The following is a 14,449-nucleotide window of genomic DNA, read 5'->3' as shown; positions in this document are numbered from 1 at the left end:
TTGCATGAATAAAGAAAAACGTCACCAAATACTGTCGCGCCTACGCGACGATAACCCACACCCAGTTACAGAGCTTGAATATTCAAGCCCGTTTGAGTTACTAGTAGCAGTAACTCTTTCAGCGCAAGCAACCGATGTAGGTGTTAATAAAGCCACCCGAAAGTTGTTCCCTGTTGCTAATACACCCCAAGCCATTTTAGATATAGGCCACGATACACTGCGTGATTATATAAAAACCATCGGCTTATTTAACTCTAAAGCTGCCAACGTTTATAAAATGTGCCAAATTTTGGTGGATGAACATAACAGCATCGTGCCAGAAAATCGTGAAGCCCTAGAAGCCCTACCAGGCGTTGGCCGTAAAACCGCTAATGTTGTACTTAATACCGCCTTTGGCTGGCCTGTAATAGCCGTAGATACACACATATTTCGTGTATCTAACCGTACAAAGCTTGCCATGGGTAAAGATGTTGTAGCTGTAGAACAAAAGCTTGAAAAGGTTGTACCAAAAGAATTTAAAGTAGACGTGCATCATTGGCTGATACTGCACGGACGTTACACCTGCGTAGCACGTAAACCAAAGTGTGGCAGCTGTATTATTGAAGACTTGTGTGAGTTTAAAGAAAAAACGGAATAACGAGTTGAAAAGCTATAGTGGTAAAACTCAATTATACAATTTGCTTTTAGCAATTACTTCAGCCTTCTGTATCTGGCTTTCAAATGGCTTTATCACCTTTATTGCTTTTAACGAGTCTGTTGCGGGAGTAACATTTGAAGAACTTTTGATCATATTTTCAAATGTCGATCTTTTACAGGTTTTGACCTTTCCTGAGTTTTGGGAAGCTAATGAAAATCATTCTTTTATTGAGGCCCCAAGTTTTTGGTTTGAGCCGATGACTGTTTTATCTTCTATAAGCTCATTACTTCTTATAATTTTATTTTCAACGTATGTAACTAAGTTGAAGCCTGAAACGATATCTTTATCTCTACTCTTAATTGGATTTTTATACCTGGTTGTTTCATGGGGTGTTTTGCTAGATGTATCTGATGCAAAGATGATTGGGCCCTATTTAAGTATTGGTATTCAAGGTCTATTATTACATTCATTTATAAGTTGCCTAATTTGTGTTTCTACTTTATCAAAAAATGTATATTTTAAATTTAGCACTAATTAGCCTTTCTTTATTCAGTAGCTTTGCATTTCCAAGCGAAATAGATTGGCAAAACAAAGCGGCTGATCATATTAGGTTAAATATAATTCTGTTCATTAATCTTAGCCTTTTCATTCTAATTTTACTTTTCTCATTTCGACATATTAAAAGATTAAAACGACTAAATATAACCATCACTAATGAATCGTTAATCGACCCTTTGACAAAAGTATTAAATAGGAGAGGCTTCCATGAACAAGTTTCACGCTTAGATAAACAAAGCGGCTTTTTACTAATTGCAGATATAGATAACTTTAAACTCATCAATGATCAATTTGGACATAATGCTGGTGACAAAGTCCTTCAAAGAGTAGCCCATGCTCTAAAATTTCAAACTAGAGAGAAAGATATTGTAGGGCGATATGGCGGAGAAGAGTTTGTAGTTTTCTTTCCTAGCCATGATGTTGAAATTGTAAAAATGATTTCACAACGGCTTGTAGAGGCAATTGCGAGTCTTAATTTAACTGATATATCACCTGAATTACAAAGAGTTACAATTAGTGCTGGTGTAGATAAAGGCGATACAAAACACTGTAAGTTTGAAAAATTATATGAAAACGCAGATAAACTGTTATATCAAGCTAAAAGTGCTGGTAAAAATCAAGTTATCGTATTTGATAACTAACAGGTTAAACCTTGGCTAGCACACTTCTATTCGAACTCTAGTGATAAGATAGCTAATCGTTTAGCTGCCAGTCGATTCTATATTATTAATAAATTGCGCCGCATTAACTAAACGCTCACTAACAATAAATTGAGTCGTATTTTTAACCCAAGGCCTAGCAATATTTTTGTAATTTAATTTAGATAACCCGCAGAATGTGACTATTAATAGAACATTATCAAAGTATTAATTTCACAAGTCTCACTCCTTTGGTTATGCTAGTGAGCATTATAAAATTTTATTGTGAAACCCTCTATGCTACCTCTACTTCGTATCTTGATAATTGAGCAAGACCCAGCCACTTTACAAGGGCTTTCAACGAATCTGTCAAAGACCATTCCTAACTTTGAGCGAGACGATATTCATATCGATATTATTGAGTGCCTCGAGCTGAAGCACGCGCTGGAATGTGTAGAGGAAGATGGTGATATTCAAGCCGTGGTTCTAAGCTGGGATATGCACAACAAAGTGGGTGAGCGGATGTATAGCCGCTTTATTGAAGAGTTAAAGGCAATTCGCCTTGAATTGCCGGTTTATGTTATTGGCGACGACACAAAAGGGCTGGAGATCGTAAACGAATCAGAAGAAATCGAATCATTCTTTTTTAAAGATGAAGTGATTTCTGACCCAGAAGCTATTTTAGGTTATATGATTAACGATTTTGACGACCGCTCTGAAACACCATTTTGGACGGCATATCGTCGTTACGTTGGTGAAGCAAACGACTCTTGGCATACACCGGGTCATAGTGGGGGTTCTAGCTTTAGAAACTCACCTTACATCAAAGATTTTTATCAGTTTTACGGCCGCAATGTATTTGTTGGCGACCTGTCGGTTTCGGTAGACTCGCTAGGTTCATTGTCAGACAGCACTAATACCATTGGTCGCGCTCAAGAATCAGCGGCGGCGACGTTTGAAGTTAAGCACACCTACTTTGTTACAAATGGTTCATCTACCTCAAATAAAATCATTTTGCAGACACTCCTGCGCAAGGGAGATAAAGTAATTGTCGACCGTAATTGCCATAAATCAGTACACTATGGCATCTTGCAATCAGCTAGCTACCCCATTTATTTGGCGAGTATCTTAAATCCAAAATATGGTATTTTCGCGCCACCGTCGTTGGCCGACATCAAGTTAGCAATTGAAAACAATACTGATGCTAAATTACTAGTGCTTACCGGTTGTACCTACGATGGCCTACTTAGCGACCTGAAACAAGTCGTAGATTATGCTCATCAATATGGTATCAAGGTGTTTATAGATGAAGCCTGGTTTGCATACTCTTTGTTTCATCCTAGCTTTCGTCATTATTCTGCAATACATGCTGGGGCTGACTACATCACACATTCGGCGCATAAAGTAGTATCGGCGTTTTCTCAAGCGTCTTATATTCATATTAACGACCCCGATTTTGATGCTGATTTCTTTCGAGAGATTTATAGTATCTACGCTAGTACATCGCCTAAATATCAGCTTATTGCATCGCTTGACGTGTGCCAAAAGCAATTAGAGATGGAAGGTTATAAGCTGCTCAATGCGCTGCTAAATCATGTTGAAGAGTTTAAACAACAGATGGCCTCGCTTAAGCAAATTAAAGTATTAGCTAAGCAAGACTTTATGGAAATATTCCCGCATTTTAGTGGTGATAACATGGGTCACGATCCATTAAAAATCCTTATTGATATTAGTGAGCTACCTTACTCATTAAAAGATATTCATAAATATCTACTGGATGAAATTGGGCTAGAGATAGAAAAATACACACACAGCACCATCTTGGTTTTACTCACGCTTGGTGGCACGCGCTCAAAAATAATTCGTTTGTACAATGCATTGAAAAAACTAGATAGCGGTAAAGTAAAATTGTCGAAATCGACGCGCAGAGCTCGCTTACCTGAAAACTTACCAGCCATAGACTTGGCATGTATTCCAAGCGATGCTTTTTATGGCGACCGCGAATCTGTGCCTATTAGCAAAAGTAGCAACCGCATTTGTGCAGGTTTAGTTACTCCATACCCACCGGGCATTCCGCTTTTAGTCCCAGGCCAGCATATTACTGATGATCATGTTGAATATTTGCAAGAGTTGGCAAGCCAAGGGCTGACGATTCAAGGCAGTTTTGATGGTGAAATTTATGTTCTTAAGGGTAAGGTTAAAAAATAAAGGTATTGGTTTAATACTATCTCGATAATAATACCAATCTGCTTATATACGGGGTCTATTTAACGTTAAGAAAATTACGCTAGAACTAGGCAAAAATTTTTGTATCTAGTTGTTCTAAATAAAAAATTTTTAACGACGTTATAGTGCAATTTAATTCGTTAAATTGATCAAAGATTTATGCAGGTTGGTATAATTACTGCCGGCAGTGTCGCAAGACATTGCCGCTGTAACAGTATTTAGAAGTAAAATACAAAGTGGAATAAATCATTCTTATAAATATTAACTAGTTTTAGTTAAAAAAAAGCAAGCCAGGTGGCTTGCTTTTACCGTCTTTAAATACACACACTTATAGACTCGATTTAACTATAGCTTTTAAAATCTATAGCTTGCGCCAAATGTAATACGGCGGTCTGTAATACCTTGGAAACAAAGTAAAGCACCTTCGTTAACACAAGACTGGCTAACTTCTGATTCAGTTAAGTTAACGGCTTCAATACCGATATTTAGCTGATCGTTCACATCATAACTTATGCTGGCATTAAGCTGCCCTCTATCTTCTTGTACAACAGGGAAACCCCATGGGAAGCTCGAGGTGCTACCAAAATCAGTTGAACGGTACCCTTCGCGCCACGTATAACGCGCTCGAGCAGATAGACCGTATTTCTCATAGTAGAATGTGATGTTATATGCGTTTTCTGACAGATCAATGAGTGATTGCTTAGCACTTATGTCTGCATCAGGGTTACCAGTTGTTAATGCAAAAACAGCATTTGCACGACTCGTTGCGGTGTCAAATGATTCGCCACCAGAAAATTCTTGATAGGTATAGTTAGCAACCACACCAAAACCTGATGCCCATCCTAGTTCTTTTTCAAAATTTGATAAGTCGTATTGAGCCGCAAGCTCAATACCTTGCTGTGTTGTTTCCCCAGAATCATTAATAGTAGTTTGTGTTGGTACACATAACCCTACGCCAGCATCTGGACCAAATACGTTTATGTCAGCAATTGGGTTAAATATGCCGCCGCCTTCACATTCTGGACCAGTTGTATCGCGAAAGCCTGTGCTTGGGTCTTCAAATGGGTCAACTTGCTGTGTAACGTGCAAATCGCTACGTGTTTTATGAAAGTACCCCACACTTAACAAAGCAGCGGGTGCAAAATACCAATCTGTGGATATATCGAAAGAGGTTACTTCTTCTGGCGCTAAGCCTGAGTTACCAATTGAAACGGCACTATTAGGGCTGGTGCCAAACGTAACAGATGTAGATAGGTCATCAAAATCTGGGCGTCTAATATCTTTAGACCAACCTAAACGAACAATCACATCTTCACTTACATTCGCGGCTAAATTAAATCGTGGTAAAAAGAAATCGTAATCACCTTTTGACGTTAGCTGAGTAACCAGTTCGTTGCCACTTCCATCTTGAGTAACAGAGTTACCTAGCGATGTAACTTCAGTCTCTAAATAACGCAGGCCAAAGTTACCGCGAAACATGCCATACTCAAAATTTGCTTGTGCATATAAGGCATGTGTTTCTTCTTCAATATCAAAAAACGCATTTACTTGAGACGTTGGTGAACTTATTGGACCACGGTCAGAACCTGTTATTGCATTATTAGCTTCAATCGCTTGGTTAAGCGCTGCTAAAACGGCTTGTGGATCAGAGGATGCAAGCTCTGGGTTTATAAGTAAGAAATCACGAATATAGAGTGCTCGCCCATCACCATCGTTAAAGTTATCTGGGCCCGCTGTTAATAATTGTGCAAATAAATCACCCGTTGGGCTATCAGCCATATTCCTTAAACCAACGTTAGAACGAACTTGATCCGACACACTACTCGTTTTACTGTAGCGGTAACCGAAATCGACTGACGTTATTACATCATCTAAGTAATATGTAAAATCTGTACGAAACGCATCTTCTGTATTTTCTGACTCATCTTGCCCTTGGTTTACGTCACGTAGAACAACATTTGCAGGGTCAAGTAATTGAGCCATTGTTGGCGCGTTTGCCTCACCCGTCGCAATCCCAAACGTAAGTGCATCACCTGTAAGATCATACTCAAAAGGAGTCCCGTTTTCATTTGACGAATTAGTAGCAACATTTGGATTTATAAAATTAAGCGTTGTATTAAAGCTTGGTGTCGTTGAATCAGAACGCGAGGTTGAGGCTTCAACACTTGCAAATAATCTATCGCCTTGCCATTCCCCTCCTATTCTAAATATTTTGCTCTTTGTGATGCGTGAATTAGTATCGCTAGAAAAACGCAAGTTAGGATCGCCACCACCGTCTTCAACCGGAATAACGCCTCTTACAGCCGCTTGAATGCTGCCTAGGTTCTGTCCGTCAAGTGAACCAAAATTAACTGTTTCAAACTCACTCGGTATTGATACATTTCTAAGATCACTTAGGCCAGATGCTTGTACTCTAGAGCTTTCTTGGCGGCGCTCTTGATCGTTAACAACTGCATCAAAAAAGAATTTCATATTATCGTTTGGCGCATATTCAAATGTACCTGCGAAGTTTTTTGTCTCGTATTCGTAATTATCATAATCTTGAATTAAAAACTGTACTGGTAGGAAATCAAATGATTGTGCACTTGCTGCACCACTATCAGCGGCTACCGAATTATCTCTATCTGCGCGAGGGCGAAATGCGGTTACGTCTTGCTCACTGTAACTACCACTAAATACAACACCAAACTTACCGCCCGAATCAAGCTCCCAGTTATCCCCCCAGGCACCAGAAACTCGAGGAGTGACACCGTCTGTTGATAAGCTACTATCTTCACCTTGAACTCTAATTGAGCCTAGAGTTTCATTTAACTGTAACGGGCGAATTGTTTTCAAGTTTATTGTTGCGCCCACAGAGCCTTCGATTGTTTTTGCTTCAGGGGACTTAATTACTTCTACACCAGAGATAATTGCTGCTGATACATCTTCAAAACTAATACCACTTCGTCCAGAACCTGAGCCAACTGTTGATACGCCGTTCACTTCTGTACGATTAGCATTGGTACCACGAATTTGAACGCCCGTACCTACCCCTGCTTCACGAGTAATTTGAATCCCTGTTACGTTTTCAAGTACTTCTGCGAGGTTTTGATCTGGTAGCTTACCAATATCTACAGCCTCAATAATTTCAACAAGGCTGTCTGCTGAACGCTTTTGTGCAAGCGCATTTGTAAGCGATTGTCGAATACCTGAAACCTCGATAACCTCAAGATCATCTGCAGCTTTTTTTGGAGCTTCTTGCGCCTGTGTAGACAAAGACATACCAAGTGCAGTTGCCGATATAACTGCCAGTGTAATTTTAGATAACTTGTGACTCATAGTTTTTTTCCTGTGTGTGTGAAATGCTATGTTTAACCAGCTACTTTATTATTTTTATTAAAAGCCCTTAATTATTACAAAACCTTAACTTTATATTTACACTCAACTATAAAAAGGTCAACCTTTTGGTAATTAATTTAGATCAAATATCATGCAATATGTTATTACCAAAATAGAAAAACCTATCTAACCTTCAAGCTAATAGCAAAACTTACATTTTAAGTTAATGTTATTTATGGTTTTTAAGTTTCATTAGAAATAGGTCTATTAATAACAAGGGTTAGAAGAGTTATCGTTTTAAAAATGAAATAATTTAGGCAGGAAAAACCGATGATGTTAGGCGTACTGAACAAACAGCAACATTGGTTAACCAATTTAATTGTTTTAGTCAAGTAGCGTAATTCTGGAGTGAGTTTTTTTGAGTACTGTTAGCTAACGCTATCGAAAATATAAAATTGAAGAATTTGAGGATCAAAAAAGGCGGTAAAACCGCCTTTTTAATGTGATTAAGTGTTTAACTATTATAGCTTGTAGCTTAAGCCTAAGAATAAACGTGGGCCGTAGTCATTCACTTCACCTAGGTTACCTTCAACAAAGAAATCTTGTGATTTAGGAGCACTGAACAAGTTAATTGCTTCAGCTTTAACTCTAAAGTGCTCATCAATTTTGTATGATGCGCGCATTTCCCACACACCTACGCCATCAACATAACGAAGTCGAGTACCATTTGTAGTATATGGTTGGAAATACTCACTACGATATTTGTAAATAACGGCAGTATCAAATCCACCTATTTGGTAGTAAAGCTGGCTGCTAAATACATGCTTTGAGAAACCAGGTACTGAAGCCGACTCAATAATACCATCAGTTAATTGTGTAGTATTACCATCTACGTCAGTCTCAAACGTATCGCCGTACAAGCTATCTTGGAACTCAAAATCAGTGTCTGCATAGTTGTAACCAAATTTCATACCGATGCCATTATCCCAGCGGTAAGAAAATGAAGCTTCAAGACCTAATATTTCACTGTCCTCGTCTGATGTAACAGAGTTAGTAATTGGTAATGAAACAGTTTCACCGGCAACAGTAAAATCTTCAATTACTGTTTGTTGTTGAAAGCCACCGTTGAACTGTTTGTAGTATAAGCTTAACGCTAAGATTGAATCTTCGTTAGGGTACCATTCAAATGCAGCATCGTAGTTCCACGACATAAGCGGTTGAGTATCTGGGTTACCAGAACCATTTACACCCACTAATAAATCGCTAATTGAAGTTGCTGTACCTTCTGTATCTTCTTGGAATGTACGGCTGTAACCTAAATCAGATGGATCTGCGCGTGACATACCACGGTATATACCAGCTCGGAATAAAATATCTTCACTGTAATCAATAACTAGGTTAAAACTTGGTAAATACTTAGTGTAGTCACCACCACTTTTTATTTTATCCAATGAACCATTATCAGATTCAACCAGAGAAAGTACACCGGTATCACTTGTTACAACATCAAAGCTATTTCTAAAACCAATCGAAGTTACTTCTGTGTCTACAATACGAAGACCAAAGTTACCGCGAATGAATTTACCAAACATTTCTGTATCGTAATTAGCCATTAAGTACACTGATGTTGTTTTTTCTGTTACATCAATTGTACCTGCATTTTCATATTCAACTTCTGGGTAAGCAAACACACCATCAGCGTTAGAACCAGCTACAGCTTGTGAGAAACATACGTTGTCGTATGTAGCCCATGATGAACCTGTACCGCTATCTACAACGTTACCGTCACTATCAACATTTGTTACAATATCGCCATCAGATACACTCGATAAAAAGCCTGATTCTGGAAAGTCGATTTGACAACCTTGTAATACGTCAAGCGCTTCTGTACCAGAGTCTAGTGTAAATTCGTTTCTTGAACCGTTACCTTGGCTACCACCATACTGTAGGAACGTCATTTCAGATGTTCTAATACCACCTTGTACACTGGTGAAAACGTTACCATCTAGCGCATAGTCAAAATCTAATCGCGCTGAGATAACTTCGTTTTCACGAACATTTTCACGGTCAAGTCGCGTTCTTAGGCTATCTGTAAAGTTTGAAATATCCGTTACATCAAAATCTGTCAGTGTGAAATGAGGGATCTCATCACCCATATCCCAAGAAAAGAAATTACGACCTGATGTTCTACCACGGTTAGATATTTGAAGTTCTTCACGTTCAGTTTTTGAATATGCTAAATCTAGGTCAACAGTTAATCTATCAGTAACTGTATGTTCTATATTTATGCCGTAACCTTGGTAGTTTTCTTCACGAGAAAATTGCTCACCCGCTGATTCAATGCGCTCTTCACCTTCCCAGTGCAAAATACCGCCTACATCGTTAGTAACAAGTGTTGGACCTGTTACACCTGGTGTGGCACGTTTTTGTAAGAAGATTAAATCGTGGCGTGCTTCTTGTTGTGTTCTATCTGAAATTTGCGCATCAAAGTTAACATCCCAATCAGCTGAAGGTTGGTATTGCAGTGCAAAAAACATTGCATCACGCTCATCTGATGTCTCGTTTTGACGGTAGCTTCGGCTACTACCAGTCCAAGCATACGGAGTACCATCACTTACTGCTTTGCCCGTTTCAGGATCAATTTCTGTATCGTAACCTTGGTTGCTACTGCCACTAACTTGGTCTTCACAGTCGCCTGCGCTGCTACGGTAAAAACCTTCATTAGTATTATTTGGATCGTTTAAACAGGCCCATAATGAAGAACCTGATGGGCTAGAGCTTCTGTATTCAGCTTCTGGTTGGCTAATATCTTGGCGCTGTACACCAAAAGACACACCAACGGCTTGGCCGTTATCAAATTCAAACTGGTCAACATAACTAAACGTGCCACGGTAACCAGCGTCACTTTGAAGTGAGTTATCTACATTACCTTCATCAGGGTTGTAGTTTAATTTAACCTCTGCAGATACACGTTGTTTGCCAAAATCAAGTGGAGTTATAGTTTCAAGTGCAATAACACCTGCAACACCACCTTCAATCATTGAGGCATCTTGCGTTTTATATATCGCTACTTTTTTTACAAGTTCAGAAGGAAACTGCGAAAAGTTAACTGAGCGGTCACCACTACCATTAGTCGCTTCACGACCATTAATGTGTGTTGCGCTTAAAAATGGACCAAGTCCACGGATAGTTATTTCAGTTGCACCACCATTTTCACGGTGAGATGCAGCGCCTGTAATTGACTCAAGTGCTTCACCAATAGACAGTGCTGGTAAATCACCAATGTCTTCTGATGACAAGCCATCAACTACCGTTGTTGCTTCACGTTTAATTGCTATTTGGTCCTGTATTGTTCTACGAGTACCTGTAACACTAATTATTTCAACGTCTTCTTCAACTTCTGTCGCTTTTCCCTGATCTTCTTGTGCGCTTGCTGTAAATACGCAAGAACTTGCCATACCTGCGATGACCGCTGTTCTTACCCATTTTGCAACTGGGCGCATTGCAAACTGCCCTGTTGTAGAATTATTGCTATCTCGTGACTTCAACGACATTTGAATTCTCCGCTGGTTGTTGTTGTGTGATTTTAGTGTGTTAGCTTGTTATGCTTATGTATATTTTATGTGTCCTTTGACTTTAATATACTCAAACGCAGTCATATGATCAACCAATTTAGCGTTTTAATATTACCATAAGGTATACCAATTTTTACATAGCGGCATTACCAGCAGGTCAGGCAGGTTTTTTTACTAGAATATAAACACCTCTAAGCTAGTCCATAAATGAGTTATGTAGGCTAAATTAAAGTGTGGTGAAAAGTATAAACAATAAAAAAGCCCCAAATTTGGGGCTTTTAAAAGTTAACTGATTAATTGGTTATTTAATCGTTTTGTATTTCCCATGTAGATCCAACACCTACTTCAGATGATTGAATATAATGAAGCCCTTTAGCACCCGCCTCTGCCTGAAGGCCTGCAGGGTCAGTTTCTAATAACGTACTTGTTGCTGTAACGTACTCAAGTACTTCTTTACCATTCGTTGCTGGGTCTTGGTCAATTGCACCATCAGTATCGAATGCGCCATTACCGTTTAGTTTTCTAATTTCAACCCACTCACCGCTTGCATCGCCTGATACTCGACTATCCATATAACCAAAGTTGTTACTTAGCACCGAACTATCATGATTAATTAAGTCACAGTCATATTCAAAAGCATGGTCACTTTCAAGTGTATTTGGGTAAAATAAGCCTTGAGATGTAGCACTGCTATTTATTGTGCCTTCGTCTGTTTGATCACCTAAACCATTAGCGATTAAATTACCATTAAAGGTTATTTTAAATGCGTTTTTAGTTAAACCATAAAGCACTGGTGCATCAGCGGCTGTTAGATCATCACAGTCACTAACGGGTGCACGCGAACCTATTTCAGTACTAAATACGATAGGCTGCTGTGAGTTCAAAACCGTATTATTTGTTACATTTAGTGTAAAGTCACCAGCACTATCAAGCACAGCTTGGTTACCCGAGTTTGGCACACCGCCGTCAGCTTGAGAAAATGGGTTAGCTGTAAATACAATACCGCCCGCTTCTTTATTACCAGAACGAATACCTGCAATGTAGTTGTTACTTACGGTGTGACCAAGTGGTGTAATTAATATACCCGCTGGGCGATCATCAGAGCTTGCAATATCGGTAGTTCGAATAATAACGTTATCTGTAACACTGTTGAAGCCACCATCTTCTAGTGAAATACCACCATTAGGATTTACGATTGTATTGCCTTTGATGGTTGCACCCGATGTTTGCACTCGCATTAAACGACGACCCGTTACAAAGTTTTCTACTCGGTTGTATTGAATAGTAAAATTAGTGTTCTCTGCTGCGTCCGAGCCTGTAGTACTGCCAACATTAATTAAATGTAAGCTAGAATTGTCAAAGTTTGGATTGCTACTAGTGCCACTAAACAAGTTATATTCAATAACGTGATCCGAGCTTGCAGATGCCATTTTAATCACGGAGCCATTTTCAGCAAAATTACGATTAGAAAATGTATTACGTTCGATTAAAGCGCCTTTACCTTTTAGCATTAACCAATGATAAGTAGAGTTGTTTAGCGTTGCTTCATCGCCATCCATTGTGTTTTGCGAAAAAGTAAAGTTATCGCCTTCTGAGTAAATAACAGCATCTTCTTCGGCTTCACAAAATGCACCCGCTTTAGTATCTATATTCTTAAAGGTAAGCCCTGTTAATCCAGCGCCATCTACTCCAGCAGCTACATGTACACATACTTCACCGCTAAGTACAGGAGTTTGACCCTCTACAGCGCGAAGCGTTACTGCACTGGTTAATAAAATTGCATCCATATCAGCATAAACACCAGTGTTTAAGCCAATAACATCACCATCAGCTAAACCGCCGCTTAAAGCACCAAGGAGTGCTTCAGGGTTACTAACTAATTGTGTGTAAACCAATGTATCAAGTGAGTTTGTAACCTCACTCGCAAAGCCATCGTTATCTGTATACGTAGCTTTTACCGACATTATTGAGCCAGCGTAAGCAGCAGGTGTAAATGTTTTACTATTACTGTCGGCTACTTCAACGCCATCAGCAGACCAAGTATAAGTAACGTTTGCCTCTTCAACACCATTGTTATCGGTTATCTCAGCTGTTAACTCGCCACTTGTCAAATAAGGCGCTACGCCCATAATGGCGACGCTACCGGCTTCGTCAACCGCAACAGCAGAAACAGCAATTGTTTCCTCAGACGTATTATCCTCGATAAATCCATTATCATCTGTATAAGCAACTTGAACACTTATCTTTTGACCTAACAGTGATACATCAACCGTAAAGGTACTTTCTGTCTCGCCAACTATCTCTTGTGCATCAGCAAGCCACTGATAAGTTATATCTCCGGTTGCTCCATCGGTATCTGCAATTTCTGCTGTTAATGTATTGCCAACAGTTGGCGTGCCACTAATTGTAACTTGGCCTTCTGAATTTGTTCGTGCTACTACTTGTGTTCCAGTTGATGTAACAGATTCAGCAAACCCGCGGCTATCTTCAAAAGATGCACTAACTGTAATAACTGTACCAAACTGTGCGTCTGTTAACGTGAGCGTTGAAAGTGCTTCATCTGCAATCTCTACGTCATCAGCAAACCATTTATAAGTTACTGTATCGCCATCAAAACCGTTTTCGTCAGCTACATTGGCTGTTAGTTGCGAACCAACTAGCGCGTCACCCGTAATGGTTAAACTTGCAGGAAATGCGATTGCGGCAACATCTGCGGTTGGATCTGTAATATGTGATTCATTAATACCGCCATCATCGGTATAAAGCCCTTGAACAGTAATTGGTAAGCCTATCTGATCGTCAGTCAGTGTAAATGAAGCGATATTTGCACCTGCAATTGCCTCACCATCTGCATACCAATAGTAAGTCACGTCACCTGAGATGCCATCAGGGTCACTAACTTCTGCCGTTAATGTTTGTCCGCTTGTAACTGTTCCACTAAGAGCAATAGAGCCCAAGTTGTTGTCATTATTGTTTGAGTTTGTGTCACAACCAACTATTGCTGCTGCAATAGCGCATAGCGCAAAATGTTTTAATTTCATGGTGGCTCTATTCTCCAAATTTATGATTTTACTATTTGGTTATCTATTGTGTGTGTTACCAAATAATTCACTTGTGTATTACCAAATTTATTTGAGTTGCAAATAAATTGTTAACCAACTTGGTAATATAACCATAATAAAATAACTTTTTCCACTACACTCACTCAAATAAATAACAATAAATAAACATAAAGTTAACCGCGCACTGTTTCTCTGGTCAAAAATTGAATTCAATCATGTATAATTACTGCGAAAAAACATAACTTTAGAGCAAAAAATTGGTTTTACATGAGGTTAAGTAAATCAGATTTATCTAATATATATAAAGTATTCTTATTTAAAGACTATAAGAAAATTAAGAAATGAAGTGAGTTTGTATAGAAAGGATTATTGACAGAGAGAACGAAAAATAAGAGTAAAAAAGGGGCTATTTTTTTGCCCCTTTTTTATTAAGTA

General features: G+C 39.0%; 7 protein-coding genes. 4 read left to right on the top strand and 3 right to left on the bottom strand.

Annotated elements, in window-relative coordinates:
* Positions 1–4: 4 nt before the first annotated feature.
* The 4 genes from nth (at position 5) to I6E80_RS15170 (ending at position 4,041) form a co-directional block, all read left to right on the top strand.
* Positions 5–637, top strand: a complete 633-nt coding sequence (gene nth, locus I6E80_RS15185; protein ID WP_024591503.1) for an endonuclease III — start codon at positions 5–7, stop codon at positions 635–637.
* Positions 638–641: 4 nt separating this feature from the next.
* Positions 642–1,175: a hypothetical protein gene (locus I6E80_RS15180; protein ID WP_024591502.1), complete on the top strand. Its 534-nt coding sequence runs from the start codon at positions 642–644 to the stop codon at positions 1,173–1,175.
* Positions 1,147–1,836: a GGDEF domain-containing protein gene (locus I6E80_RS15175; RefSeq protein ID WP_024591501.1), complete on the top strand. Its 690-nt coding sequence runs from the start codon at positions 1,147–1,149 to the stop codon at positions 1,834–1,836. Before I6E80_RS15180 ends, I6E80_RS15175 begins: the two co-directional genes overlap by 29 nt.
* A 294-nt stretch (positions 1,837–2,130) precedes the next feature.
* A complete protein-coding gene (locus I6E80_RS15170; RefSeq protein WP_076924854.1) occupies positions 2,131–4,041 on the top strand; it encodes an aminotransferase class V-fold PLP-dependent enzyme in 1,911 nt (636 codons plus the stop codon).
* Positions 4,042–4,413: 372 nt separating this feature from the next.
* On the opposite strand, the gene I6E80_RS15165 is transcribed toward I6E80_RS15170, so the two are convergent.
* The 3 genes from I6E80_RS15165 to I6E80_RS15155 form a co-directional block, all read right to left on the bottom strand.
* Positions 4,414–7,377, bottom strand: coding sequence for a TonB-dependent receptor (locus I6E80_RS15165; RefSeq protein WP_170072887.1), 2,964 nt, complete (start codon positions 7,375–7,377; stop codon positions 4,414–4,416).
* 521 nt (positions 7,378–7,898) lie between these two features.
* The gene (locus I6E80_RS15160; protein WP_024598711.1) at positions 7,899–10,931 is read right to left on the bottom strand and encodes a TonB-dependent receptor; all 3,033 of its coding nucleotides are present in this window, start codon (positions 10,929–10,931) and stop codon (positions 7,899–7,901) included.
* A gap of 326 nt (positions 10,932–11,257) precedes the next feature.
* A complete protein-coding gene (locus tag I6E80_RS15155; protein WP_197185893.1) occupies positions 11,258–13,993 on the bottom strand; it encodes a poly(beta-D-mannuronate) lyase in 2,736 nt (911 codons plus the stop codon).
* Between the last annotated feature and the right edge of the window lie 456 nt (positions 13,994–14,449).

Source organism: Pseudoalteromonas sp. NSLLW218, from assembly GCF_015864775.1.
In the GTDB taxonomy this organism is placed as follows: domain Bacteria; phylum Pseudomonadota; class Gammaproteobacteria; order Enterobacterales; family Alteromonadaceae; genus Pseudoalteromonas.
The sequence above is the reverse complement of the archived record's forward strand: the minus strand, read 5'-3'. Positions and strand labels throughout refer to the sequence as shown.

What these genes read in the sequence shown, in the direction of transcription:
- nth (WP_024591503.1), top strand. Translation starts at nt 5, where the DNA reads ATGAATAAAGAAAAACGTCACCAAATACTGTCGCGCCTACGCGACGAT.
- I6E80_RS15175 (WP_024591501.1), top strand. Translation starts at nt 1,147, where the DNA reads ATGTATATTTTAAATTTAGCACTAATTAGCCTTTCTTTATTCAGTAGC.
- I6E80_RS15170 (WP_076924854.1), top strand. Translation starts at nt 2,131, where the DNA reads ATGCTACCTCTACTTCGTATCTTGATAATTGAGCAAGACCCAGCCACT.
- I6E80_RS15165 (WP_170072887.1), bottom strand. Translation starts at nt 7,377, where the DNA reads ATGAGTCACAAGTTATCTAAAATTACACTGGCAGTTATATCGGCAACT.
- I6E80_RS15160 (WP_024598711.1), bottom strand. Translation starts at nt 10,931, where the DNA reads ATGTCGTTGAAGTCACGAGATAGCAATAATTCTACAACAGGGCAGTTT.
- I6E80_RS15155 (WP_197185893.1), bottom strand. Translation starts at nt 13,993, where the DNA reads ATGAAATTAAAACATTTTGCGCTATGCGCTATTGCAGCAGCAATAGTT.